At 73.2% G+C, this 24,488-nt stretch carries 21 protein-coding genes and 1 pseudogene; 12 read left to right on the top strand and 10 right to left on the bottom strand.

What is annotated here, in order from left to right; genetic code table 11:
* Positions 1-65: 65 nt before the first annotated feature.
* On the bottom strand, positions 66-398 hold the full coding sequence (locus ACSNN9_RS20325) for a cupin domain-containing protein (RefSeq protein ID WP_436674909.1): 333 nt from the start codon (positions 396-398) through the stop codon (positions 66-68).
* 288 nt (positions 399-686) lie between these two features.
* Between ACSNN9_RS20325 and ACSNN9_RS20330 the strand changes: the two are divergent.
* A pseudogene (locus ACSNN9_RS20330) lies at positions 687-2,037 on the top strand (D-alanyl-D-alanine carboxypeptidase).
* A gap of 42 nt (positions 2,038-2,079) precedes the next feature.
* The gene (locus ACSNN9_RS20335) at positions 2,080-2,898 is read left to right on the top strand and encodes a peptidylprolyl isomerase (protein ID WP_436674910.1); all 819 of its coding nucleotides are present in this window, start codon (positions 2,080-2,082) and stop codon (positions 2,896-2,898) included.
* Between the two features lie 182 nt (positions 2,899-3,080).
* Here the strand turns inward: ACSNN9_RS20335 and ACSNN9_RS20340 are convergent, their stop codons facing one another.
* Positions 3,081-4,103: a LacI family DNA-binding transcriptional regulator gene (locus tag ACSNN9_RS20340; protein WP_358088383.1), complete on the bottom strand. Its 1,023-nt coding sequence runs from the start codon at positions 4,101-4,103 to the stop codon at positions 3,081-3,083.
* Between the two features lie 237 nt (positions 4,104-4,340).
* On the opposite strand from ACSNN9_RS20340, the gene ACSNN9_RS20345 reads away from it, so the two are divergent.
* The 6 genes from ACSNN9_RS20345 to ACSNN9_RS20370 are packed head-to-tail and all read left to right on the top strand — an operon-like array spanning position 4,341 to position 11,692.
* The gene (locus ACSNN9_RS20345; RefSeq protein WP_436674911.1) at positions 4,341-5,639 is read left to right on the top strand and encodes an extracellular solute-binding protein; all 1,299 of its coding nucleotides are present in this window, start codon (positions 4,341-4,343) and stop codon (positions 5,637-5,639) included.
* 8 nt (positions 5,640-5,647) lie between these two features.
* Positions 5,648-6,589 carry a carbohydrate ABC transporter permease gene (locus ACSNN9_RS20350; protein WP_436674912.1) on the top strand — a complete coding sequence of 314 codons (942 nt, stop codon included), beginning with the start codon at positions 5,648-5,650 and terminating at the stop codon, positions 6,587-6,589.
* Complete coding sequence (locus tag ACSNN9_RS20355; protein ID WP_436674913.1) at positions 6,586-7,407, top strand: carbohydrate ABC transporter permease; 822 nt, start codon at positions 6,586-6,588, stop codon at positions 7,405-7,407. The genes ACSNN9_RS20350 and ACSNN9_RS20355 overlap by 4 nt, the downstream gene beginning before the upstream one ends.
* The gene (locus ACSNN9_RS20360) at positions 7,404-9,782 is read left to right on the top strand and encodes a beta-glucosidase family protein (protein ID WP_436674914.1); all 2,379 of its coding nucleotides are present in this window, start codon (positions 7,404-7,406) and stop codon (positions 9,780-9,782) included. The genes ACSNN9_RS20355 and ACSNN9_RS20360 overlap by 4 nt, the downstream gene beginning before the upstream one ends.
* A 3-nt stretch (positions 9,783-9,785) precedes the next feature.
* Positions 9,786-10,775 (top strand): acetylxylan esterase, encoded by a 990-nt coding sequence (locus tag ACSNN9_RS20365; protein ID WP_436674915.1) that lies wholly within the window; start codon positions 9,786-9,788, stop codon positions 10,773-10,775.
* Between the two features lie 17 nt (positions 10,776-10,792).
* Complete coding sequence (locus tag ACSNN9_RS20370) at positions 10,793-11,692, top strand: M15 family metallopeptidase (RefSeq protein WP_436674916.1); 900 nt, start codon at positions 10,793-10,795, stop codon at positions 11,690-11,692.
* A 30-nt stretch (positions 11,693-11,722) separates the two neighbouring features.
* On the opposite strand, the gene ACSNN9_RS20375 is transcribed toward ACSNN9_RS20370, so the two are convergent.
* From ACSNN9_RS20375 to ACSNN9_RS20395, 5 genes are all read right to left on the bottom strand, one after another.
* On the bottom strand, positions 11,723-12,850 hold the full coding sequence (locus ACSNN9_RS20375) for an acyl-CoA dehydrogenase family protein (RefSeq protein ID WP_436674925.1): 1,128 nt from the start codon (positions 12,848-12,850) through the stop codon (positions 11,723-11,725).
* Positions 12,851-12,920: 70 nt separating this feature from the next.
* Entirely contained in the window at positions 12,921-13,853 is a 933-nt protein-coding gene (locus ACSNN9_RS20380; RefSeq protein ID WP_436674917.1) for an NAD(P)-dependent oxidoreductase, read from the bottom strand.
* Between the two features lie 7 nt (positions 13,854-13,860).
* Entirely contained in the window at positions 13,861-15,297 is a 1,437-nt protein-coding gene (locus ACSNN9_RS20385; RefSeq protein ID WP_436674918.1) for an aldehyde dehydrogenase family protein, read from the bottom strand.
* Positions 15,294-16,340, bottom strand: coding sequence for an ABC transporter ATP-binding protein (locus tag ACSNN9_RS20390; RefSeq protein ID WP_436674919.1), 1,047 nt, complete (start codon positions 16,338-16,340; stop codon positions 15,294-15,296). Before ACSNN9_RS20390 ends, ACSNN9_RS20385 begins: the two co-directional genes overlap by 4 nt.
* Complete coding sequence (locus ACSNN9_RS20395) at positions 16,337-17,383, bottom strand: ABC transporter ATP-binding protein (RefSeq protein WP_358088412.1); 1,047 nt, start codon at positions 17,381-17,383, stop codon at positions 16,337-16,339. Before ACSNN9_RS20395 ends, ACSNN9_RS20390 begins: the two co-directional genes overlap by 4 nt.
* Before the next feature lie 128 nt (positions 17,384-17,511).
* Here ACSNN9_RS20395 and ACSNN9_RS20400 point away from each other — a divergent pair, with 128 nt between their 5' ends.
* From ACSNN9_RS20400 to ACSNN9_RS20415, 4 genes are all read left to right on the top strand, one after another.
* A complete protein-coding gene (locus tag ACSNN9_RS20400; RefSeq protein ID WP_436674920.1) occupies positions 17,512-18,042 on the top strand; it encodes an Lrp/AsnC family transcriptional regulator in 531 nt (176 codons plus the stop codon).
* A gap of 21 nt (positions 18,043-18,063) precedes the next feature.
* Positions 18,064-19,011 (top strand): nickel ABC transporter permease, encoded by a 948-nt coding sequence (gene nikB / locus ACSNN9_RS20405; RefSeq protein ID WP_436674921.1) that lies wholly within the window; start codon positions 18,064-18,066, stop codon positions 19,009-19,011.
* Positions 19,001-19,924, top strand: coding sequence for an ABC transporter permease (locus ACSNN9_RS20410; protein ID WP_436674922.1), 924 nt, complete (start codon positions 19,001-19,003; stop codon positions 19,922-19,924). Before nikB ends, ACSNN9_RS20410 begins: the two co-directional genes overlap by 11 nt.
* 80 nt (positions 19,925-20,004) lie before the next feature.
* On the top strand, positions 20,005-22,140 hold the full coding sequence (locus ACSNN9_RS20415; RefSeq protein WP_436674926.1) for a thiamine pyrophosphate-dependent enzyme: 2,136 nt from the start codon (positions 20,005-20,007) through the stop codon (positions 22,138-22,140).
* Positions 22,141-22,369: 229 nt separating this feature from the next.
* On the opposite strand, the gene ACSNN9_RS20420 is transcribed toward ACSNN9_RS20415, so the two are convergent.
* Genes ACSNN9_RS20420 through ACSNN9_RS20430 form a run of 3 tightly spaced genes read right to left on the bottom strand, consistent with a single transcriptional unit; the run spans position 22,370 to position 24,428 of the window.
* A complete protein-coding gene (locus tag ACSNN9_RS20420) occupies positions 22,370-23,350 on the bottom strand; it encodes a D-2-hydroxyacid dehydrogenase (protein WP_436674923.1) in 981 nt (326 codons plus the stop codon).
* Positions 23,347-23,550, bottom strand: a complete 204-nt coding sequence (locus tag ACSNN9_RS20425) for a tautomerase family protein (protein ID WP_089000078.1) — start codon at positions 23,548-23,550, stop codon at positions 23,347-23,349. Before ACSNN9_RS20425 ends, ACSNN9_RS20420 begins: the two co-directional genes overlap by 4 nt.
* Positions 23,551-23,555: 5 nt before the next feature.
* A complete protein-coding gene (locus tag ACSNN9_RS20430) occupies positions 23,556-24,428 on the bottom strand; it encodes a tetratricopeptide repeat protein (RefSeq protein WP_436674924.1) in 873 nt (290 codons plus the stop codon).
* Positions 24,429-24,488 lie beyond the last annotated feature (60 nt).

A 24,488-nucleotide genomic window follows, 5' to 3' on the forward strand; every position in this document is an offset into this window, starting at 1 on the left:
GCCGCCGCGCGGGAGGCCGACAGCGGACGCAGCGCCCGTTCCCTGCACCCGGGCCGGGACGGTGGTCACGGCCGCGGCGTCACGGTGAGCAGGACGGCGGCGTCCGTGACGGCGTGCAGCGCGTGCCGCACCGGCGGAATGACCACGAGGTCGCCGGCGTCGCCCTCCCAGGACTCGTCCCCGGCCACCAGGCGCACCTGCCCCACGAGCACCTGGAGCGTCGCCTCGCCCGGGCTGTCGTGCTCGTCGAGGGACCGACCGCCGCGCAGGGCGAGCAGGGTCTGCCGCAGCCGACGGTCCCGGCCCGGGTGCAGGGAACGGGCGCTGCGTCCGCTGTCGGCCTCCCGCGCGGCGGCGAGCTGCTCGTCGGCGAGGCGGGTCAGCGAGAGGGCTTCCATGGTCGTCCCTTCGTCGGTGTGGTGCGGCCCGCGAGGCGGGGTCGCCGGTGCGGCGGCGCCCGTCAGTGAACCGGAAGATCGTCCACCGCTTTCAGTGCCCAGCATCCGTCCGGGCGCGGTCCGGCGGCAGGGCCGATGGTCCCGGAATCGGGGTGGCCGGCCCGCGCGCCGCGCCGCCGCGCGCACACCTCCGGGCGGGACCGCGCGGTCCCGCCCCCGGGACGCCCTGGACGCTCAGCCTGGGGAACCCGGCCCGCGCCCCGAACTCCGCCGACTAGGGTGCGGGGCATGAAGGTTCGGCTGCTGGCGGCCACGGCGACCGCCGCCCTCGTCGGTGTCGGCGCTCCCGTCCCCGCGGCGGCGAGCCCGACCGGCCCCGCCGCTCCCGCGTCATCCGCGCCCGGCGTCGTGTCGTCCGCGCCCAACGTCGTGCCGTCCGCGGCCGGCGTCGTGCCCTGCCCCAAGGCGCCCGCGCCCCGGATGTCCCGGCCGCCGCGTCCGTCGCCGCCGCCAGCCGTGCCGCAGGAGCGGGCCGTCGGCGGCCCGGCGCTGGACACCGCCGGCCTGGTCGTTCCGGCGGGGGCCGCGCGCCCGCCGGCGGTCACCGCGACCTCCTGGCTGGTCGCGGACCTGGACAGCGGCGAGGTGCTGGGCGGCTGCGGCCCGCACGAGTACGGCACCCCGGCCAGCGTGCAGAAGCTGCTGCTGGCGGCCACCATGCTGCCCCGACTCGACCCGCAGCAGGTCGTCACCGTCACCGACGGTGACATGGACATCGAACCCGGCTCCTCGGCCGTCGGGCTGGTCGCCGGCGGGCGCTACCGGATCGAGACCGTCTGGCTCGGGCTGCTGCTCCAGTCGGGCAACGAGGCGGCCAACGTGCTGGCCCGCCTCGGCGGCGGCCCGGAGGGGATGGCCGGCGGCGTGCGGGCGATGAACGAGGAGGCGCACCGCCTCGGCGCCCTGCAGACCCACGCGGTGACGCCGTCCGGCCTCGACGGACGAGGCCAGTTCACCAGCGCGTACGACCTGGCGTTGATCGCCCGGGTCTGCTTCGCCGACCCGACCTTCCGCCGGTACGCGCTGACCGAGACGCACCGCATCCCCGCCCAGCCGGCGCAGCGGACCAAGGGTTTCGAGATCCAGAACGAGAACCAGCTCGTCTACCGGTACCCGGGCGCGCTCGGCGGCAAGACCGGCTTCACCGACCTGGCCCGGCACACCTACGTCGGGGCGGCCCAGCGCAACGGGCGGCGGTTGGTGGTCACGCTGCTCGGTGCCGAGCCGCAGCCCGCGCGGGGGTGGGAGCAGGGTGCCGCCCTGCTCGACTGGGGCTTCTCGCTGCCCCGGGGCTCGGCCGTCGGCCGGCTGGTCGAGCCGGGGGAGCTGACCGCGTCGGCGGCCGCCTCGCCGCCCGCGCTGGCGGCCACCGGCGAGCCGCGCCCGGCGGCGGCCAGCGGCCCGATCGAGGACGGGCTGGTCGCACGGTGGCCCGTGGCCGCGCTCGTCGCGTCGGCGGTCGCGCTGCTGGGGACCGCGCTGCTCTGGCGCCGCCGGGCGGTGCGGCGCGGGTAGGGCAGGGCGCCTCCGCCCCGCGGCAGGGGCGAGGCGGATCGACAAGCGACGACGGGATCCATAGACTCCGGTCTTTCTGGCGCCACGAGTCCAGGGAGGACCCCCCGTGTCGAGCGAACCCCGACCGCACCCCGTCCCACCGCCGACCGAGGCACGCCGACGGCCGGCCCGTACGCTGACCCGCCTCGCCGGGGTGGCCCTGATCGCGGGCGCGTTGGTCACCGGTGGCGGCGCCGCCGCGGTCGCCGCGCCCGGCGGGTCTCCGGCCGACACCTCCGCCGAGCCCCGGGTCACGCCCGGCCCGTGCGCGTACGCGGAGACGCCCGAGGACCCGGCCGCCCGCCCGGTCCCGCTGCCGCCCGACCCGAGGCGCACCCCCGACCGGGGCACCGTGCGGGTCACGTTGCGGACCAACCAGGGGCCGATCGGGCTGACCCTCGACCGGGAGGCAGCCCCCTGCACCGTGCAGAGCTTCCTGCACCTGGTGCGCCACCGCTTCTACGACCGGACCTCCTGCCACCGGCTCACCGCGTACCCGACGCTGAAGGTGCTGCAGTGCGGTGACCCGTCCGGCACCGGCTCCGGCGGTCCCGGCTACCGCTACGCCGACGAGCTGCCCACCGACCTGCCGCCGGCGCCGACCGACCCGACCGGCGTGCGCCGGCTCTACGCCCGGGGCACCCTCGCCATGGCCAACGCGGGCCCCGACACCAACGGCAGCCAGTTCTTCCTGGTCCAGTCGGACTCGGCGCTGCGCCCCCACTACACGGTCTTCGGCTCGATCGACGCCGCCGGGCTGGCCACCCTCGACCGGATCGCCGCCGGCGGCATCGCCCCCACCGCCGAGGACCCCGCGCCGGTCGACGGCGCGCCCGCCCTGCCGGTGGACATCCGGCGGGCGGTCCGGCATCACCAGCACCGCTGACGCCGTCGCCGTCGACGCCGAGGGCGCGCCGCCGCCCACGCCGACTCCCGCCGCCCGGGGCGGTCGTACCGGAACTTCCCGGCGGCCCCGGGCGGTGGGGGAGCGGCGGTAGCGGGAGCGGCCAGCGGCCGGAACTTCCGGAACCGCACCGGGAGCGCCGGCGCCGGGCGGCGCGCCGGCCGTCAGGGCCGGCGCGGCGGGGCCGTGCTGTCCCGGACGACCAGGTTGGTGGCGAGTTCCACCCGGGGGGAGTCGATGCCCTCGCCCTGCGCCAGCCGCAGCACGGTCCGGGCGGCCAGGCGACCCATCTCCACCAGCGGCTGCCGGACGGTGGTCAGCGGCGGTGAGGCCCAGCGGGCCTCGGGCAGGTCGTCGAAGCCCACCACGCTGACGTCGCCGGGGATCCGCAGGCCCCGGCGCCGTACGGCCTCGTAGACGCCGAAGGCCATCTGGTCGCTGGCCGCGAAGATGGCCGTCGGCGGGTCGTCGAGGTCGAGCAGCGCCGTCCCGGCGGCGAAGCCCGAGGCGTGGTAGAAGTCGCCGGGGTGCACCAGCCGGTCCTCCACCGGCGCCCCGGCCGCCTCCAGCGCGGCCCGGTGGCCGTCGAGGCGGGCCCGGCTGCACAGCAGGTGCGTCGGCCCGGCGACGAAGCCGATCCGCCGGTGCCCGAGCGAGAGCAGGTGCTCGGTCGCGGCGAGCCCGCCGGCCCAGTTGGTGGCCCCGATGGTGGGCACGTCGGTGGCGGGCACGCCGGCCGGGTCGACGACGACCACGGGCACGTTGAGGCGGCGCAGCTGCGCGTGCAGCGGCGGGCTCAGGTGCGAGGTCACGAAGATGACACCGTCGGTCGCGCGGGCCCGCAGGTTCTGCAACCACTGCCGGGCGGCGGTGGACTGGCGGTGTATCGCGGAGACCACGGTGCCGACGCCCGCGCCGTGCCCGACGTCCTCGACCCCCCGGATGATCTCCACCGCCCAGGGGCTGTCGAGGTCGTTGAAGACCAGGTCCACCAGGCCGGCGCGGCTCACCGTGCGGCTGCCGCGGCGTTGGTAGCCGTGGTGGCGCAGCAGCTCCTCCACCCGCTCGCGGGTGTCGGGGGCCACGTCCGAGCGCCCGTTGAGCACCCGCGACACGGTCGGCACCGAGACCCCGGCCTCCCGCGCGATAGCGGTGATGGTGATCCTGCGCCCGTCGTCGCCGTCCACCCGCGTCTCCTTCACCGGTCGGAAGACCGACCGTACCCGTCACCACCGAAAAACGTCCGGAACGGCGGGGCCGCTCCACCGGCCCATCTTGCCCCACGATCGGGGGTTGACGACACGGCAGGTCGGTTCTAGCGTTCGGACGAGTTACGGAAGTATTCCGGAAACTTGTCGGACGCCTTTCGGTCGTCGCGCCGGCGGCGACGTCCCCCACCACACCCCCACCACGAGAGGTCGATCATGACTGTACGCACGCGGCTCGCCCGGGTCGTCGCGCTCGGCGCCGCCCTAGCGCTGGCGCTGCCACTGACCGCCTGCGGCGACGGTGACTCGGCCGCCGGCGGAGACGAGATCCGCATCCTGGTCTACGGCGACGCCACCAACAAGGTCGAGAAACAGCTCGTCGAGACGTTCAACAAGACGTCGAAGGTCAAGGCGGTGCTGGACACCATCCCCGGTGCCGACTACCAGACGAAGCTCCAGACCATCATCAACACCAAGCAGGCGCCGGACGTCTTCTTCAACTGGGGCGGCGGCAGCATCGCCCCGTTCGTCAAGGCCGACCTGCTGCTGCCGTTGGACGACATGATCGCCAAGGATCCGGGGCTGAAGGCGAACTTCCTGCCGTCGGTCTTCAACACCGCCACGGTCGACGGCAAGGCGTACGGGGTGCCGATGCGCGGCACCCAGCCGGTGCTGCTGTTCCACAACAAGAAGGTCCTCGCCGACGCCGGCATCACCCCGCCGAAGACGTGGGACGACCTGCTGGCCGCCGTGAAGACGCTCAAGGGCAAGGGGATCACGCCGATCGCCCTCGGCGGCGGCGACCAGTGGCCGACCCAGATGTGGTACCAGTACCTCTACGACCGGGTGGCCGGCCCCGAGCTGTTCGCCAAGGCCCTCGGCGGCGACAAGGGCGCCTGGGAGAGCCCGGAGAGCCGCCGCGCCCTGGAACTGCTGCGGCAGCTGACCGACGCGGGCGCGTTCGGCACCAACTTCGACTCGGTCAAGTTCACCGACGGCGGCTCGCCCGCGCTGCTGTCCAGCGGCAAGGCCGGCTTCGAGCTGATGGGCTCCTGGAACTACTCGACCCACCACGACGCCAACCCGACGTTCGCCGCCGAGGGCCTCGGCTGGAGCGCCTTCCCGAGCGTCCCGGGCGGCAAGGGCGACCCGCGCAACGTCGTCGGCAACACCAACAACTTCTACTCGGTGCTGAAGAAGACCCGGCACCCGGAGGCGGTGGCCGAGTTCCTCAAGCTCCAGTACTCCGACGAGTTCGTCCAGGCGCAGCTCGCCATCGGCAACCTGCCGACCACCACCAACACCGAGAAGTTCCTCGACGGCGCCACCAACCCGGACTACCTGAAGTACCAGTTCACCCTGGTCAAGGAGGCCCCGAACTTCCAGCTCTCCTGGGACCAGGCGTACCCGCCGGCCGCGACGACGACCATCCACCAGGCCGTGCAGCAGTACTGCAACGGCCGGATGGACGCCGCCGGCTTCATCAAGGCGATGCAGTCCCTGCAGGCGGGCTGAGCGCGACCATGTCCACCACCACCCTCGCCGCCCCCACCGTGACGGAGCAGCGACGGGCCCGACGACGCCCGGGCGGCCACACAGTCAGCCGCCCGGGCTTCGCCTGGGCCCTCCCCGCCACCCTGTTCTTCGGGCTCTTCGCGCTCGTCCCGCTGGTCCTCGTGGTCGTGCTCAGCTTCACCAGCTGGGCGGGCCTCGGCTCCCCGGAGTACGTCGGGCTGGAGAACTGGCAGCGGCTCGTCCGCGATCCCGTCATGATCAACAGTCTGTGGCTGAGCGTCCTGCTCACCGCCCTCGGCGTGCTGGTGCAGACGCCGCTGAGCCTGCTGATCGGCGTGTGGGCGGCCGGGCCGCAGCGCAACCGCGCCGTGCTGTCCGCCATCTTCTTCCTCCCGCTGCTGCTGTCGGCGACCGCCGTGTCGGTGCTGTGGCGGGCGCTGCTCGACCCGAACTTCGGGGTGCCCGGCCAGGCCCCGTGGCTGTTCGGCGACGGCAACCTCTTCGGCAGCCGGACGGGCGCGATCGCCGTCCTGGTCTTCGTCGGCAGCTGGCAGTTCATTCCGTTCCACGCGCTGATCTACCAGGGCGCGGCCCGCGCCGTGCCGGCGGTGCTCTACCAGGCCGCCGAGGTCGACGGCGCCGGCCGGTGGGGACAGTTCCGCCACGTCACCCTGCCGCAACTGCGCAACGCCATGATCACCTCGGTGGTCCTCATGGTCGTCGGCGGGCTGACCACGTTCGACACCGTGCTGATCCTCACCCAGGGCGGCCCGGGCACCGACACCACCATCACCGCCTACCACATGTACGAGCAGGCGTTCCGCAGCTTCGACTTCGGCGCCGGCGCGGCCATCGCCCTGCTCCTCGTCGTCGTCGCCACCCTCATCTCGCTGATCGTGGTCCGGGTCTCCGGCTACGACCGGATGCGCTCCACCATGGAGGGACTGTGAAGCGGCACCGCCCGAACTGGCTCGCCGGGATCGGCGCCGTGGCCTGGCTGCTCCTGGTCGGCCTGCCGATCTACGTCATGCTGGCGATCACCGTGCAGACCCGCGAGGGGTACGGCCGCAACGGCCCGCTCGCCCTGCCCGACACCTTCACCCTGGACAACTACACCGGCGCCTTCGACGAGGGCTTCGGCCGCTACCTGGTCAACACCCTGGTGGTGACCGCGAGCGTGGTGGCCATCGTGCTGCTGCTCGTGCCGCCGCTGGCGTACGCCATCGTGCGCAGCCGCAGCCGGCTCACCTCCGGGGTGTTCCGGCTGTTCCTGCTGGGCCTGGCGATTCCGGCGCAGGCGGTCATCGTGCCGATCTTCTACCTGATCAGCAAGGCGGGGCTCTACGACAACCTCGTCGGCGTCATCCTGCCCACCGCCGCCTTCTGCCTGCCGGTGTGCGCGCTGATCCTCAGCGGCGTCATGCGGGACATCACCGCGGAGCTGTACGAGGCGATGGCCATCGACGGCGCCAGCCCGGCGCGGGTGTTCCGCCAACTGGTGCTGCCGCTGTCGCGCGGCGGGATCGCCACCATCGCGGTCTTCTCCGCCCTGCAGGCGTGGAACGGCTTCCTGTTCCCGCTGATCCTCACCCAGTCCGACTCCACCAAGGTGATCACCCTCGGCCTCTACAACTTCCAGACGCAGTACGGGATCAACATTCCCGGCCTGCTCGCCGCGGTCGTGCTGTCGATGGTGCCCGTCCTGCTCGTCTATCTGTTCGCCCGGCGGGCCCTGGTGCAGGGGCTGATGGGCGTCGGAGGGAAGTGACCGACAACGTGACCCTCGACATCGCCACCGGCACCGCGATCTGGACCGACCCGACCCTCGACCTGGCGACCAGGGTGGACGCCCTGGTCGCCGCGATGACCCTGCCCGAGAAGGTGGCACAGCTCTACGGTGTCTGGGTCGGCGCCGCCGCCGACGGGGGAGAGGTCGCGCCGTACCAGCACGAGATGGAGGAACCGGTCGACCTGGCCGACCTGCTGGACGCCGGCCTCGGCCAGCTGACCCGTCCGTTCGGCACCGCCCCGGTCGACCCCGCGCTCGGGGCGCTGTCCCTGCTGCGGACCCAGCAGCGGATCGCCGCCGCGAACCGGTTCGGCATCCCGGCGATGGCGCACGAGGAGTGCCTGGCCGGCTTCGCCGCCTGGGGCGCCACCGCGTACCCGGTGCCGCTCTCCTGGGGCGCCACCTTCGACCCGGAGCTGATCGGGCGGATGGCCGCCGCCATCGGCGCCGACCTGCGCCGCGTCGGCGTGCACCAGGGGCTGGCCCCGGTGCTCGACGTGGTGCGCGACGCGCGCTGGGGGCGGGTGGAGGAGACGATCGGCGAGGATCCCTACCTGGTGGGCACCATCGCCACCGCGTACGTGCGGGGCCTGGAGTCCGCCGGCGTGGTGGCCACCCTGAAGCACTTCGCCGGCTACTCCGCCTCCCGGGGCGGGCGCAACCTGGCGCCGGTGCCGATGGGCCCCCGCGAGCGCGCGGACGTGATCCTCCCGCCGTTCGAGATGGCGGTGCGCGAGGGCGGCGCGCGGTCGGTGATGCACGCTTACACCGACACCGACGGGATTCCCTCGGCGGCCGACGAGGACCTGCTGACCGGCCTGCTCCGCGACGCCTGGGGCTTCCCGGGCACCGTCGTGGCCGACTACTTCGGCATCGCCTTCCTGCGTACCCTGCACGGGGTGGCCGGCAGCTGGGCGGAGGCGGCCGGCGCCGCCCTCGCCGCGGGCGTGGACGTCGAGCTGCCGACGGTGAAGACGTTCGGCGAGCCGCTGCGCGAGGCGCTCGCGGCCGGCGCGGTGCCGGAGGCACTGATCGACCGGGCGGTCCGTCGGGTGCTGACGCAGAAGGCGCAGCTCGGCCTGCTCGACGCCGACTGGAGCCCGGTGCCGGCCGCGCTGGCCGGCGCCGACCTCTCCGACCCGGACGCGCTGCGCGGCACCGTCGACCTGGACCCGCCCGCCAACCGGGCGCTGGCCCGCGAGGTCGCCGAGCGCGCCGTGGTGCTGCTGGCCAACGACGGCACCCTGCCGCTGCACCGGCCGGCCCGGATCGCGCTGGTCGGCCCGCAGGCGGAGAGCCCCACGGCGGTGCTGGGCTGCTACTCGTTCCCCGCCCACGTCGGCTCCCGGCACCCCGAGGTGCCCGTCGGCATCGCGCTGCCCACCCTGGCGGCGGCGCTGCGCGCCGAGTTCGCCGACAGCGTCGTGGTCACCGAGGCCGGCGTCTGCGTCGACGGCGACGACACCGGCGGGGTGGCGGCGGCGGTCGCGGCGGCGCGGGGCGCGGACGTGGTGGTCGCCGCGCTCGGCGACCGGGCGGGCCTGTTCGGGCGGGGCACCAGCGGGGAGGGCTGCGACGCCGAGTCGCTGGCCCTGCCCGGGGCGCAGCAGCACCTGCTCGACGCGCTGCTGGACACCGGTACGCCCGTGGTGGTGACGCTGCTCGCCGGGCGGCCGTACGCGCTGGGCCGGGCGGTGACCGACGCGGCGGCGATCGTGCAGTCGTTCTTCCCCGGCGAGGAGGGCACCCCGGCCATCGCCGGCGTGCTCAGCGGCCGGGTCGCCCCGCAGGGGCGGCTGCCGGTCAGCGTGCCCCGGGGGCCGGGCGCGCAGCCGACCACCTACCTGTCGGCCCGGCTGGGCCACGCCAGCGACGTCTCCAACGTCGACCCGACGCCGGCGTACGGCTTCGGGCACGGCCTGGGCTACACCACGTTCGACTGGTCGGGCCTGGTGGTCGACGAGCCGGTCGCGGCGACCGACGGGGAGCTGCGGCTGCACTTCACGGTGCGCAACACCGGCTCCCGGTGGGGCAGCGAGGTGGTGCAGGTGTACGCCCACGACCCGGTGGCCTCGGTGGTCCAGCCGGTGCAGCGGCTGGTCGGCTACCTCCGGGTGCCGCTGGAGGCGGGCGCGGCCTGCCGGATCGACCTGGCCCTGCCGGCCGACCTGTTCTCGTTCACCGGGCGCGACGGGCGGCGCGTCGTCGAGCCGGGGGCGCTGGAGCTGCGGCTCGCGGCGTCCAGCACCGACCACCGGCTCGTGGCGGCGGTCGCGCTGCGCGGCCCCGCCCGGCACGTCGACCACACCCGGCGGCTGCACCCCCGCTTCGCCGTCACACCGTCGGCCGGCTGAGCGATGGCCCTCACCGACCTGCCCGAGGAGCAGTTGCGGGCGTACCGCGGCGGGGTGCGCGAGCCGGCGGACTTCGACCGGTTCTGGGCGGACACGCTCGCCGAGTCACGCCAGTGCGGCTGGCCGGTGCGCGCCGAGCCGGTGCAGACCGGGCTGACGACGATCGACGTCCTCGACGTGACCTTCCCCGGGTTCGCCGGGCAGCCGGTGCGGGGCTGGCTGCGGCTGCCGCGCGACGCCGAGCCGCCCCTGCCCACGATCGTCCAGTACGCCGGCTACGGCGGCGGCCGGGGCCACCCGCTGGAGAACCTGCTGTGGGCCTCGGCCGGCTTCGCGCACCTGCAGATGGACACCCGGGGGCAGGGGGCGGGCTGGACCCGGGGGGACACCCCGGATCCGGCCGCCGCCGGCCCCGAGGCGCCCGGGGTGGTCACCCGGGGCGTGGCGGACCCGCGCACGTACTACTACCGGCGGTTCCTCACCGACGCGGTGCGGGCGGTGGACGCGGCCCGGGCCCTGCCGGCGGTCGACCCGGCGCGGGTCGCGGTCCTCGGGCACAGCCAGGGCGGCGGGGCGGCGCTCGCCGTCGGCGCCCTGGTGCCCGACCTGCGGGCCGTGGTGGCCGCCGTGCCGTTCCTGTGCGACATGCCGCGCGGGATCGCGCTCACCGACGCCCGGCCCTACGGCGAGATCCGCGACTACCTGGCCGTGCACCGGCACGCCGAGGAGCGGGTGCTGGCCACCCTGGCGTACGTCGACGGGGTGAACTTCGCCCGCCGGTGCCACCAGCCGGTGCGCTTCTCCGTCGCGCTGATGGACGAGATCGTGCCGCCGTCGACCGTCTTCGCCGCCGTCAACGCCTGCCGGGGGCCGACGGAGTTGTCGGTCTGGCGGTACAACGGCCACGAGGCGGGCGGGATCGACGACGACGAGGCGGCGCTGCGCTTCCTGCGCGTACACCTGTCGCCGGAGCGGGCGCCCGACGGCCCGTAGCCTGATAGACAGGGGGCGTGGCCAGGCCAGTGCCCATCCGCCGGCGAGCCCCGGGCGCCGCGACCGCCCGTGGGCGGGCCGTCGCGGCGGCCGTCGTGATCGTGGCGCTCGCGCCCGGCTGCACCCGACCCGCGCCGTCGCCGTCACCACCGGCCGCGCCGGCACCGTCCGCCCCGGCGTCGCCGGCGTCCGCCCCGGCGACGAGGCCGCGCGGGCCGGGCCTCGTCGTCCTCACCGACGTCGACCCGCGCATCCGGACCGACATCCGGTACGCCGGCGCGCACAACTTCGTCGGGCGACCGGTCGCCGGCTATTCCGAACCGCTCTGCCTGCTCACCCGCCGGGCCGCCGAGGCGCTGCGCCGGGTGCAGGACGCCGCCCTCGCCCGGGGCCGCAGCCTGAAGGTGTACGACTGCTACCGCCCCCGGCGGGCCGCCGACGACTTCGTCGGCTGGGCCGGGCGGCCGGGCGAGCAGCAGATGAAGGCCGAGTTCTATCCCCGGGTGGCGAAGTCGAAGCTGTTCGACGAGGGGTACATCGGCGCCCCCACCGCCCACAGCCGGGGCAGCACGCTCGACCTGACCCTGGTCGACGTGCCGACCCCCACCCAGCCCCCGTACGCGCCGGGCCAGCCCCTGGTCTCCTGCACCGCCCCCCGGGGGCAGCGGTTCGCCGACAACGGCGTCGACATGGGCACCGGCTTCGACTGCTTCGACCCGCTCGCGCACACCGACTCGCCCCGGGTCACCGGCGTGGCCCGGGACAACCGGCGGCTGCTGCGGCAGCTGATGACCGACGGCGGCTTCGTCAACTACGACCGCGAGTGGTGGCACTACCGCTACCGCGACGAACCCTGGCCGGACACGTACTTCGACCTGCCCGTGGCCCGCTCCTCGGCCGAGCCCGCGGGCGGCTGACACCCCCGCGCCGGCCAGGGCCCGTCCGGCTCACTTGAAGGCGGCGTGGCCGGTCAGCACCTGTCCGATGATGAGCTGGTGCACCTCGGACGTGCCCTCGTAGGTGAGGACGGATTCGAGGTTGGCCGAGTGCCGGATGACCGGGTAGTCGAGGGTGATCCCGGCCGCGCCGAGGATGGACCGGCACTCCCGGGCGATGGCGATGGACTCCCGCACGCTGTTGAGCTTGCCCAGGCTGATCTGCCGGTGGTCGAGGGTGCCGGCGTCCTTCATCGCGCCGAGGTGCAACGCCAGCAGCATCCCCTTGCCCAGCTCCAGCCCCATGTCGGCGAGCTTGAGCTGGGTGGCCTGGTACGCGGCCAGCGGCTTGTCGAAGATCTGCCGGCTGCGGGCGTACGCGACCGTCGTCTCCAGGCAGTCGTGGGCCGCGCCGAGCGCCCCGAAGACGATGCCGAAGCGGGCCTCGTTGAGACACGTCAGCGGCCCGGACAGGCCGGCGGCCTCCGGCAGCATCGCGTCGGCGGGCAGCCGCACGTCGTCGAGGACGAGTTCCGAGGTCACCGAGGCGCGCAGCGAGAGCTTGCGCTTGATCTCCGGGGCGGTGAAGCCCGGGGTGCCGGCGGGGACGAGGAAGCCGCGGACGCCCTCGTCGGTGCGGGCCCAGACCACGGCGACGTCCGCGACGGAGCCGTTGGTGATCCACATCTTGGTGCCGTTGAGCACCCAGTCGTCCCCGTCGCGGCGGGCCCTGGTCCGCATGCCGGCCGGATCGGAGCCGAAGTCCGGTTCGGTCAGGCCGAAGCAGCCGATCGCCTCGCCGGCGGCCATCCGGGGCAGCCACTGCTGCTTCTGCTCCTCCGAGCCGAAGCGCCAGATGGCGTACATGGCGAGCGAGCCCTGCACCGAGACCAGGGAGCGCAGCCCCGAGTCGCCCGCCTCCAGCTCGAAGCAGGCCAGCCCGTACGCGACGGCGGAGGTGCCGGCGCAGCCGTAGCCCCGCAGGTGCATGCCGAGCACGCCGAGCTCGCCGAGTTCGAGGGCCAGGTCCCGGACGGGCAGGCGGCCCTCGTCGTACCAGGTGGCGATCTCCGGGCGGATCCGTCGGTCGACGAAGCCACGGACGGCGGCCTGGAGTTCTCGGGTGTCGTCGTCGATCAGCGCGTCGACGCCGAAGTACGCGAGCGCGGGCGCGGGGGTGGACAGGGTCACGGTTCGTTCCTCCCAGGGCTTACAGGTGCGCGAGCACGCCACGCGCGACGGCGACCGCCATCGCGTCCAGCGCGTCGTGGGTCATCGCCGCCATGTGCGGGGTGGCGAAGACCCTCGGATGGTGCAGGAGCGGGTCGTCGGGGTCGGGCGGTTCGGGCGCGAAGACGTCCACCGCGTAGCCCCGCAGCCGCCCGGCGTCGAGCGCGGCGAGCACGGCCCGGCTGTCCACGATCCCGGCGCGCGCGGTGTTGACCAGCAGGGCGTCCGGCCGCATCCGGCCGAGCGCGGCGGCGCCGACGAGCCCGGTGGTCTGCGGGGTCTGGGGCACGTGCAGGCTCACCACGTCGGCCTCGCGCAGCAGGTCGTCCAGCGCGACGAGGCGTACTCCCGGCGGCGGGGTGGTCGTGGCGACGTCGTACCCGATCACGTTCATGCCCATTGCCTGGGCGCGGACCGCGACGCCCCGGCCGATCGCGCCGAGCCCGACCAGACCCAGGGTGCGGCCGGCCAGCATGGTCCCGGTCAGCCCGGCCGCGACGACCGCGGACGGCAGCGACCGACCGGCCGGGAAGGCGCCCCGGGTCAACGCCGCGGTGGCCGACGGCGTCTGCCGGGCGAGGGTGAGGGCGGCCAGGACGACGAACTCGGCCACCGACTCGGCGTTGGCGCCCGGCGTGCTGACCACCTCGATGCCCAGGCGGTCGGCCGCGGCGAGGTCGATGCCGTCCAGCCCGGCGCCGTGGCGGCCGACGACCCTGAGCTGCCGGCCGGCTTCCAGCATGCCGGCCGTCACCGGCGAGGAGCGCACCACGAGGGCGTCGGCGGTGGTCAGCGGCCCGGCGGCGAGGGTCGCCGGGTCGGTGGCGTGGGCGACGTGCACCTCGCCCGCCGCCCGCAGCAGCTCCATGCCGGCCGCGGCGATGGGCTCGGTGAGCAGGATCTTCGGTGTCATGGCGTCCTCACCAGCCGGTGTAGCAGGTCACCGGCACGCAGTAGAAGTCCCGCGCGTAGCCGCCCTGCTCGCGGGGACCGTGGTTGGAGGCGCCGGTGCCGCCGAAGGGCAGGTGCAGCTCGGTGCCGGCGGTGGGCAGGTTGACCGAGACGATGCCGGCGCGGGCGTCCCGTTTGAACCGCTCGGCCGCCGACAGCGACGTGGTCACGATGCCGGCCGAGAGCCCGTAGTCGGTGTCGCCGGCCACGCTGATCGCCTCGTCGAGGTCGTCGACCCTGATCACGCAGGAGACCGGGCCGAAGATCTCCTCGCGGGCCAGCCGCATGTCGTTGCGCGCGTCGGCGAAGAGGGTGGGTCGCATGAACTGTCCCTCGTCCGGGCGGTGCGTCCCGCCGGCCACCACGGTCGCGCCCTCGTCGCGGCCGATCCGGACGTAGTCGAGGTTCTGGGCGAGCTGCTCGGGGCTCACCACCGGGCCCAGCTCACTGTGCGGGTCGAGCGGATCACCGACCCGCAGCGCCCGGGCCGCCGCCGCCAGCGTCTCGACGAACCGGTCGTGGATGCCCGCCTGCACGATCAGCCGGCTCGACGCCGTGCAGCGCTGGCCGCTGCTGAAGAAGCTGCCGTCCAGGGCGCAGCGCACGGCGACCTCCAGATCGGCGTCGTCGAGCACCACGAGCGGGTTCTTGCCGCCCATCTCCAGCTGGAACCGCTTGTTGCCGTGGGCGAGGCACTGCTGTGCCACGTGGCGGCCGGTGCCGGTGCCTCCGGTGAAGGAGACGCCGTCGACCCCGGTCGAGGTCAGCAGCTCCTCGCCGACCACCCGGCCGGCGCCCATGACGAGGTTGAACACGCCGGGCGGCAGCGCGGACCCGGCGATGATCCGGGCGAGTTCCCCGGCCGAGGCGGTGACCAGTTCGGCCGGCTTGAGCACGACCGCGTTGCCGTAGGCGAGTGCGGGCGCGACCTTCCACGCCGGGATGGCGAGGGGGTAGTTCCACGGCGTGATGATTCCGACCACGCCCAGCGGTCGGCGCCGGACCTCGGCGTGGACGCCGGGCCGGGTGGACGAGTAGACCTCGCCCTGCGGCTGCAGCAGCTGGTGGGCGTAGTAGCGGAAGGTCTGGCCGGCCCGGGTGACCTCGCCGCGCGCCTCGCCGAGCAGCTTGCCCTCCTCCCGCGAGAGCAGGACCGCGAGCTCCTCGGTCCGTCGCAGGATGGTGGTGCCGATGTGGTCCAGGATCTCCATCCGGAACCCGACGGGCTGGCTGGCCCAGCCGGGCTGCGCCCGGCGGGCGGCCTCGATCGCCGCGCGGGCGGTGTCCCGGCCGGCCACCGCGTACTCGCTGACGACCTCGCCGGGGCGCGCGGGGTTGCCGTTCGGCCGGCGTTCCCCGTCGACCCACTCGCCGTCGACGAGATTGAGATGCACGGTCGTGCTCATCGGCCACCCACCGCGGCGGCGAGGGGCTGGTCCAGCGGGCCGGGGTCCTCCGGGAAGTGGCAGGCGACCTGGTGGCCGCTGCCGGCGGCCGTGGCGAGCACCGGCTCCTGCACCGCGCAGATCTCCTGCGCCTTCCAGCACCGGGTGCGGAAGCGACATCCGCTGGGCGGGCTCAGCGGGCTCGGCACGTCGCCGGTGAGGATGACGCGCTTGCGCTCGGTCTCGACCAGCGGGTCGGGAATCGGCACCGCCGACAGCAGCGCCTTGGTGTAGGGGTGCTGCGGGCGGCGGTACATGTCCTCGCACTCGCCCACCTCGACGACGGTGCCGAGGTACATCACGGCGATGCGGTCGCAGAGGTGCCGCACGACGGCCAGGTCGTGGGCGATGAACATCATCGTCAGGCCCAGCTCCTCCTGCAACTGCTCGAGCAGGTTGACGATCTGGGCCTGGACCGAGACGTCCAACGCGGAGACCGGCTCGTCGGCGACGATGAAGTCCGGGTTGCTGACCAGGGCTCGCGCGATGCCCACCCGTTGGCGCTGGCCGCCGGAGAACTCGTGCGGATAGCGGTCGTGCCACTGTTCGCTGAGCCCCACCAGCTGCATGGTGTCCACCGCCTTGGCCCGCCGTCCGGCGGCGGAGAGGTCCGCGTGCACCAGCAACGGCTCCTCGATGAGCTCGCCGATGGTCATGCGCGGGTTCAGCGAGGCGTACGGGTCCTGGAAGATCATCTGCATCCGACGGCGCATCGCCCGCATCCGGCCCCGGCTCAGGGTGGTCAGCTCCGTGCCGTCGAAGGCCACCGTTCCGTGGGTGGGCTTGATGAGCTGGAGGATGGCGCGCCCGGTGGTGGACTTGCCGCAGCCGGACTCGCCCACCACACCGATGATCTCGCCCCGCCGGACGTCGAGGTCCACGCCGGACACGGCACGCAGGCGGGCCGGTCGCAGCTTGCCGCGCGCGGGCACCTTGAAGTCGACCGCCAGGTCGCGCACCCGCAGCAGGGGGTGCTCGGAGGCGGCGACAGGGGACTCGGTCATCGGTTCTCCTCTGTCGAGAGGTAGGGGTGACGGTCCTCGGTGGAGAGCCAGCCGCCCTCGCTTTCGGGCCGCATGCCCCAGCAGCGGGTCAACTGGCCCCGGTCCGGCGTCTCCCACGTCGTGATGAGGTCGGGTGTGCCGCCCTGGCACGTCTCCCGCACGTGCGCGCAGCGGGGCGCGAACCGGCAGCCGGGGGGCATCTCCGACAGCTCCGGTGGGCGGCCGGCGATCGGGCGTAGCTTGCCGCCCCGGACGAGGTCCAGCCGGGGCACCGACCCCAGCAGCCCCCAGGTGTAGGGCATCTGCGGGCGGTGGAACAGGTCGACCGTCTCGGCCCGCTCCACGATCTGCCCGGCGTACATCACGTTGACCCGTTCCGCCATGCCGGCCACCACCCCGAGGTCGTGGGTGATGAGCAGGACGGCGGTGCGGGTCTCCCGGGCCAGCTCCCGCAGCAGCTCCAGGATCTGCGCCTGGATGGTGACGTCGAGCGCGGTGGTGATCTCGTCGGCGAGGATCAGCCGGGGCTGGCAGGAGAGCGCCATCGCGATCATCACGCGTTGCCGCATGCCGCCGGAGAGTTGGTGCGGATAGGAGCTCAGCCGGGTCTCCGCGGCCGGGATGCGGACCATCTCCAGCAACTCGACGGCCCGCGCCCGCGCGGCGCGGCGGCTCAGTCCCAGGTGCAGCTCCAGGGTCTCGGTGAGCTGCCTCCCCACGGTCAACACCGGGTTCAGCGAGGTCATCGGGTCCTGGAAGATCATGGAAATGCCCTTGCCGCGGACGGCCCGCAGCTCGCGAGGGCGCAGGCGCACCAGGTCCCTGCCCTCGAAGAGCACCTGTCCGCCGGTCACCTGACCGGCCGGCGGCACGATCAGGCCCATGATGGACTGCGCGGTGGCCGACTTTCCGCAGCCGGACTCGCCCACCAGTGCCACCGTCTCGCCCGCGTCGACGGTGAAGGACACCCCGTCGACTGCCGTCACCGAACCGCGTGCCGCACGGAATTCGGTACGCAGGTCCCGCACCTCCAACAAGGCCATCGAACCCACCCCGCAGTCTGGACGCCTCAACGTCGCCATTCGTCAACCAGGAGTGTTGCACAGACGATGTTCGTCGTCTAGGCTCCCGGGAGCGACGAAAACCGTCACCGATTGAAGTTGGAGCAACGTTGGCATCCAAGAGCTCGATCGAAAAAGATCGCAGCATCATCCGGGAACTCGTCCAGGACCCCCGGCAGACGAACGTGGCGCTGGCCGCCAAGGTCGGGCTGTCGGAAGGGTCGGTTCGGCGACGGATGGAACGGTTGGTCACAGACGGGCAGCTGCAGTTCGCAGCGATCCCCAGCGCCGCCTTCATGGGCCGCCCGGTGCACACGCTCTTCGAGATCCAGAGCGCGCCGGGCAGCACAGAACAGCTCATCGACAAACTCGCGGGCATGCCCGAGATCGCGTACGTCTACCACGTGACCGGGCAGTTCGACGTCATCGCCGTCGGCTACTTCGCCTCCAGCAACGCCATGCGCCGGTTCTGGACGGAGCGGCTGGGCCACCTCGACGGGGTGATGGAGAGCCGCTCGGTGATGGTGCTGCGGGTCGCCAAGCGCGCGCACGAGTGGGCCCGCGACATCGCCGTCACCGGCGACGAGGAGTCCGCCTGGGACGCGAGCTCGGATCCCGGCGCGCCCGGTTCCGAAGTCTGACCAGACCGAAAGAGGCAAGACATGCTGCGCATCACGCTGATCCGCCTGATATCGGTTGTTCCGGTCCTGTTCGGGATCTCGGTGATCTCGTTCCTGGTGATCCGCATGATCCCTGGCGACGTGATCAGCTCGATCATGGGGCAGGACTTCGGCGACCCCGCGATCGAGGCGGAGATGCGCCGCTACTTCGGGCTGGACATGCCCGTGTACGAGCAGTTCGTGAGGTGGTTGGGCGCCCTCGTCCAGGGCGACCTCGGCACCTCGATGCGCACCGGCCAGCCGGTGCTGGAAGAGATCATGCAGCGCTTCCCGTCCACGTTGCTGCTGGCGGTCTCGGCGCTGCTGGTCTCGATCCTCATCTCCATCCCGCTCGGTGTGCTCAGCGCCACCAAGCGCAACGGCCTGCTCGACGCCAGCACCCGGGTCGCGTCGCTGATCGGGCTGTCGCTGCCGAACTTCTGGCTCGGCATCCTGCTGGTGTACATCTTCTCGGTCTCGCTGGGCTGGCTGCCGTCACAGGGCGCGGGGGAGGGCGAGGGCTTCCTGGGCAGCCTGAAGTACCTCGTCCTCCCCTCGGTCACCCTCGGCGCCAGCCTCGCCGCGATCAGCATGCGGATGACCCGGTCCAGCATGCTGGAGGTGCTCAACCAGGACTACGTCCGCACCGCCCGCGCCAAGGGGCTGGGCGAACGCGGGGTCATGGTCCGGCACGCCCTGCGCAACTCGCTGATCCCGGTGGTGACGGTCCTGGGCATCCAGGCCGGGGCGCTGCTGGGCGGCACGGTCATCGTGGAGCAGGTCTTCGCGTGGCCGGGGCTCGGCACCATGGTCATCCGCGGGATCAGCCAGCGTGACTACCCCGTCGTCCAGGGGACGCTGCTCTTCCTGGCCTTCTTCTACGTCGTGGTCAACCTCCTCGTCGACCTGCTCTACACCTACCTGGATCCGAGGTTGCGCAGTGGTCACTGAAGCCGTTCCCGGCCGCCGCCAACGCGGCGGCAAGCAGCAGGAGGGCGCCTCCCGGCGGCCGACCGGCCGCCGCGGCGGCCACCTGCTGAGGTTGATGACGCGGGACAAGGTCGGCCTGGTCGGGCTGGTCATCGTGGTGCTGATGATCGCGGCCGCGGCGTTGGCCCCGCTGATCTCCCCCTACGACCCGACCGCGATGTCCGACCAGCGGCTCGCCCCGCCCGGTGGCGACTTCCCGCTCGGCGCCGACGAGGCTGGGCGCGACCTGCTCAGCCGGGCCCTCTACGGTGCGCGCACCTCGCTGACGGTGAGCCTGATCGTGGTCACCTGCGCCGGGGCCATCGGTGTGCTGCTGGGACTGCTCGCCGGCTTCTACCGGGGCGTACTCGACGCGATCATCACCCCGGCGACCGACATCATGTTCTCCTTCCCCACCCTGCTGCTGGCCCTCGCGGTCGTGGCCGCCCGGGGACCGGGCACGGAGAACCTCGTCCTGGCCCTGGTCATCGTCTTCATCCCCAGCTTCGCCCGGATCGTGCGCGGCACCGCGATGTCGGTGCGCCGGGAGCCGTACGTGGAGTCGGGCCAGGCGGTCGGGCTCAGCAACACCCGGCTCATCCTCAAGTACATCCTGCCCAACTCGATCGCGCCGATCGCCGTGCAGTTCACCACGAGCATCGCCTACGCGATCCTGATCGAGGCGTCCCTGGGCTACCTCGGGCTCGGTGTGCAGCCGCCCCAGCCGTCCTGGGGCTCGATGCTCTCCAACGGCAAGTCCTTCATGGAGATGTCGATCTGGCCGTCGGTCGTACCGGGGGTATGCATCATGATCGCCGTGCTCGGTTTCAACCTGCTGGGCGACACCCTTCGCGACGTTCTGGACCCGCGGCTGCGGGGCCGTTCCAGTCGCTGACCCGCAAGGAGCACAACCGCGTGGAATCCATCGACGACCACCTGGTACGCCGCCTCACCGAGTGGTCCGCGGGCCAGCCGCTGCCCGAGGAGACCTCCCCGGACGTCGACGTCGACCCCGGCCTGCTGGTGGAGTACCTCGACGCGCAGATCCAGAGCCGTCACCTCGACCTCGCACTGCGGTGGCTGCAGGCCCAGCAGGAGGGGTTCTACACCATCGGATCCAGCGGGCACGAGAGCAACGCCGCCGTGGCGCTGGCGCTGCGACCGACCGATCCCGCCCTGCTGCACTACCGCTCCGGCGGCTTCTACGCCGCGCGGGCCGGTCAGGTCGCCGGTGCCACGCCGATCGCCGACGTGCTGCACTCGGCGGCGGCGTCCCGGCAGGACCCGATCTCCGGCGGCCGGCACAAGGTCTTCGGCCACCGGGAGCTGAACATCATCCCGCAGACGTCGACGATCGCCTCCCACCTGCCCCGGGCGATGGGCATGGCGTTCGCGCTCGACCGAGGCGGCGCCGACACCGGATACCCGGCCGACGCCGTGGTGGTGTGCAGCTTCGGCGACGCCTCGGCCAACCACTCCACCGCGGCCGGCGCCCTGAACGCGGTGGGCTACAGCGCCCACCAGGGGATCCCGGTGCCGCTGCTGTTCGTCTGCGAGGACAACGGCATCGGGATCAGCACCCGCTCACCGCACGGCTGGGTCCGGCGGATGCTGTCGGCCCTGCCCGGCATCCACTACGCGCACGCCGACGGCACCGATCCCGCCGGCCTGCTGGCCACCGCGGCAGAGGTGACGCACCTGGTGCGCACCCGACGCCGGCCCGCCGTGCTGCACCTGAGCACCGTACGGTTCATGGGCCACGCCGGTTCCGACGCCGAACTGGCCTACCGGACCCGCGCGGAGATCCTCGCCGACCACGCCCGCGACCCGATCCTGGCGACCGCGGCCCTGCTCGCGCGGCGCCGGATCCTCGACCCGGGCGAGACCCTCACCCGCTACGAGCACTCCCGCAAGCAGGTGATGGACCAGGCCCGGCTCATGCTGGGCCGGGTCGGGCGGCTGGACGACCCGGCGGCGGTGACCGCGCCCCTGACCGCCCGCCGGGTGGGCCCGGTCAGCGCCGCCGCGCGCCGCGCCGGCACCGGGCGGGAGAGGGTGTTCGGTGGCAGGCCCCCCGAGTCCCGCGGCCCGCTCACCCTGGCCCAGTCGATCAACGCCGCCCTGCACGACGCGCTGCTGACCTGGCCGCAGGCCCAGGTCTTCGGCGAGGACGTGGCGCGCAAGGGCGGCGTCTACGGCGTCACCCGGGGGCTGCGGAAGGCATTCGGGGCGAACCGGGTCTTCGACACGCTCCTCGACGAACAGACCATCCTCGGGGTCGCGCTCGGCGGGGCCCTGGCCGGCACGCTGCCGATCCCGGAGATCCAGTACCTGGCCTACCTGCACAACGCCGAGGACCAGCTGCGCGGCGAGGCCGCCTCACTGCGCTTCTTCTCCAACGGGCAGTACTCCAACGGCATGGTCGTGCGGATCGCCGGCCTGGCCTACCAGAAGGGGTTCGGCGGGCACTTCCACAACGACAACTCGGTGGCGGTGCTGCGGGACATCCCCGGCCTGGCCTTCGCGGTCGCGTCCCACCCGGCCACCGCCCCCGCCCTGCTGCGCCAGTGTCTCGCCCTGGCCGAGCAGGAGGGGCGGGTGTGTGTCTTCCTGGAACCGATCGCGCTCTACCACCGGCGTGACCTGCACGCCGACGGCGACGGCGGCTGGCTCGCCGAGTATCCGGAGCCGGCGGACTGGGCGGCGACGGAGAACCCGCTCGGCCAGGTGCGGACGGTGTGCGAGGGCACGGACCTGGCGATGGTCACCTTCGGCAACGGCGTCCCGATGAGCCTCCGGGTGGCCGGGACGCTGGCCCGGGAACGGCAGGTCAGCACCCGGGTCGTCGACCTGCAGTGGCTGTCGCCGCTGCCGGCGGCGAGCCTGCGGGCCGCGCTCGCCGGGGTCTCGCGGGTCCTCGTCGTCGACGAGAGCCGCGCCAGCGGCGGCGTCGCCGAGGCGGTGGTGGCCGCCCTGGTCGACGGCGGCTTCACCGGCCGCATCTCCCGCGTCAACAGCGTCGACAGCTACGTCCCCCTGGGCCCGGCCGCCGACCAGGTGCTGCTGGGCGAGGCCGACGTGCTGGCGGCGGCCCGCTCGTTGATCGGGTGATCCCCGACTCCGACCGCACGACGCCGGCGGCCCACCCGATCGACCGGGTGGGCCGCCCGCGTGTCTGCCGGACGCGTACGGGGTGGAGACGGGCGCGCCCTGTCGAGCTGAGCCGTCTGCGACATCGGACGCCACGTCCCCCGGGCGCCGGACGCGGCGGTCGGGCACGACGCGAAGGCGGCGGCGCACCCGTGTCCGGGTGTGCCGCCGCCTCTTCAACGTGGGTCGGTCAGTACCCCAGCTCCGGCCGACGCTGCGTGCCGGTCAGCGGCTCACCGGCCAGGTACAGGTCGAAGTTGGCGCAGAAGTCCGCGTAGAGCCGTTGCAGGTTGCCCGAACCCCGGAACGACGTGTGCGGGGTGACCGTCGTGCGGGGCAGGCCCCACAGCCGGTGGTCCGGGGGCAGCGGCTCCTGCTCGAACACGTCGAGCACGGCGCCGGCGATCCGGCCCTGATGCATGGCGTCGACGAGCGCGTCCTCGACGATCAGCGCACCCCGCCCGACGTTGACCAGGAGGCCGGTCTCCTTCATCGCCGCGAAGCGCTCGGCGTCGAAGAAGTACCGGTTCTCGTCGGTCAGCGGCATGGCCAGCACCACGGAGTCGGCCTCGGGCAGCAGCGCGAGGTGGCCGGCGAACGACTCCACCCGGTCGAAGCCCTCGGCGGGCGTACCCGCCCGGTTGACCCCGATCACGGTGACGCCCAGGGCCCGGGCCCGCCACGCCACCTCCCGCCCGATCCCGCCGGTGCCGAAGACCAGCATGGTGCTGCCGATCAGGTCCCGGCCGACGATGCGCACCCACTCCCGGCGCTCCTGCGCCTCGCGCAGCTCGGGAAACGCCCGCTGGTGCAGGAGCACCGCGCCGATGATGTACTCGGCGATCGGCACGTTGTAGGAGTTCCCGGACCGGGTGTAGACCAGCCCCTCGTCGAGGCGGCGGCGCATGATGTCGCCGCCCACCCAGTCGAACCCGGCGGCGGTGATCTGGATCCAGCGCAGCCCGTCGCACTTGCTGAGCAGCTCGTCGAAGGTGTCCTCGTTCATGGCGCTGCGCAGGATCACCTCGGCGTCGAGGTACTCCTCGCGTACCGGCTCGTCCTCCGGCACCGGCGTGAACCGGCACTGCGGATAGCGCTCGCGCAGCTGCGGCAGCAGCTCGGCCAGGTTCGGCGTGATGAGGACGTGTGGTCCCCGGGTGGCGACGGTCATGACGACTCCTGCGCCTGCTTCTTCCGCTCGTTGTAGGTCAGGCCGCCCTTGGCCCAGTTGTCGTACGAGACCTCGTAGAGCAGGACGTGGGTGTTCTCCCGCGGCGAGCCGTACTTGACCAGCACGTCGGTCAGCTCGGCGATGATCGCGTTCTTGGTCTCCTGGTCACGCTTGCCGATCTCGGCACGGATGATTGCCATCGTCCTCAGTTCTCCTTTGTCGTCGCCGCCGCGGCGAAGTCGGGATTGTTGGCGTACTCGGCCTTGACCGCCAGGTAGGCGAAGGCGTGCGTGACACCGGTCCGCAGCACCCCGTCGAAGACCTCGCGGGCCTTCTCGATGTCGCCCTGGTGGTAGTGCCAGTTGCCCAGACCGTAACCCTGGGTGACGGTTTTCAGGTCGTTGCCGTCGCACATCGCCCACAGCTGCTCCGGGGTGATGTCGCCGGTGTAGAGCTGCATCCGGCCCTCGTACCCGACCAGGTGGTCCTCCTGGACCAGGGTGATCTTGCGGAACCGGTCGAGCACCTCCTCGGCCTCGGCCGGGCGGCCGAGCCGGCGCAGCGCCATGTACTGCCAGTCCTGCGACGCCACGATGCCCTCCTGGTGGCGCGAGGCCTCCTCGGCCGCGCGGAAGCTGGGCAGGCAGCCCTCGAAGTCACCGCTCAGGTACTGGGCGACCCCGAGGTGGTACCAGACGCCGGCGTGCAGCGTCGCGTTGTACCGGCCGAGGGCCTCCGGGTCCTGGGCGGCCATGGTGTCGGTGAGGTGCTGCGGGCGCACCTGCTCGGGCCGGCCGAGGATCAGGCTGATGACGTCCTTCTCCACCTCCGGCTGGTACATCTCGTACTCGTCCTCGACACCGGGCAGCTGGTCGGCCGCGGCGCGCAGGTCGGCGATGGCGCCGGCGTAGTCGCCGGTCGAGATGCGCCGGTGCCCACGGAAGCGCAGCAGGCGTGCGTTGCCCGGCTCCAGCTCGAGCGCCTCGGTCAGCAGGGCCACCGACTCGCCGTGCTTGTTGAGGTAGCCCTTGAGTCGGGCGGCGATGACATAGCGGTCGGTCAGCGGTACGGACGTCATGGGCCTGCCTTTCGTCGTCTTGCGGGTGGTGGGGGGGGGGGGGGGGGGGGGGGGGGGGGG

The sequence above is a fragment of the Micromonospora sp. URMC 107 genome (genome assembly GCF_051386315.1).
Classification (GTDB): Bacteria; Actinomycetota; Actinomycetes; order Mycobacteriales; family Micromonosporaceae; genus Micromonospora.

Bases quoted from the DNA above. Each gene is read 5' to 3' on its own strand.
- ACSNN9_RS20390 (WP_436674919.1), bottom strand. From the start codon at position 16,340: ATGACCGAGTCCCCTGTCGCCGCCTCCGAGCACCCCCTGCTGCGGGTG.
- nikB (WP_436674921.1), top strand. From the start codon at position 18,064: ATGCTGCGCATCACGCTGATCCGCCTGATATCGGTTGTTCCGGTCCTG.
- ACSNN9_RS20325 (WP_436674909.1), bottom strand. From the start codon at position 398: ATGGAAGCCCTCTCGCTGACCCGCCTCGCCGACGAGCAGCTCGCCGCC.
- ACSNN9_RS20430 (WP_436674924.1), bottom strand. From the start codon at position 24,428: ATGACGTCCGTACCGCTGACCGACCGCTATGTCATCGCCGCCCGACTC.
- ACSNN9_RS20365 (WP_436674915.1), top strand. From the start codon at position 9,786: ATGGCCCTCACCGACCTGCCCGAGGAGCAGTTGCGGGCGTACCGCGGC.
- ACSNN9_RS20395 (WP_358088412.1), bottom strand. From the start codon at position 17,383: ATGGCCTTGTTGGAGGTGCGGGACCTGCGTACCGAATTCCGTGCGGCA.
- ACSNN9_RS20385 (WP_436674918.1), bottom strand. From the start codon at position 15,297: ATGAGCACGACCGTGCATCTCAATCTCGTCGACGGCGAGTGGGTCGAC.
- ACSNN9_RS20420 (WP_436674923.1), bottom strand. From the start codon at position 23,350: ATGACCGTCGCCACCCGGGGACCACACGTCCTCATCACGCCGAACCTG.
- ACSNN9_RS20345 (WP_436674911.1), top strand. From the start codon at position 4,341: ATGACTGTACGCACGCGGCTCGCCCGGGTCGTCGCGCTCGGCGCCGCC.
- ACSNN9_RS20425 (WP_089000078.1), bottom strand. From the start codon at position 23,550: ATGGCAATCATCCGTGCCGAGATCGGCAAGCGTGACCAGGAGACCAAG.
- ACSNN9_RS20380 (WP_436674917.1), bottom strand. From the start codon at position 13,853: ATGACACCGAAGATCCTGCTCACCGAGCCCATCGCCGCGGCCGGCATG.
- ACSNN9_RS20350 (WP_436674912.1), top strand. From the start codon at position 5,648: ATGTCCACCACCACCCTCGCCGCCCCCACCGTGACGGAGCAGCGACGG.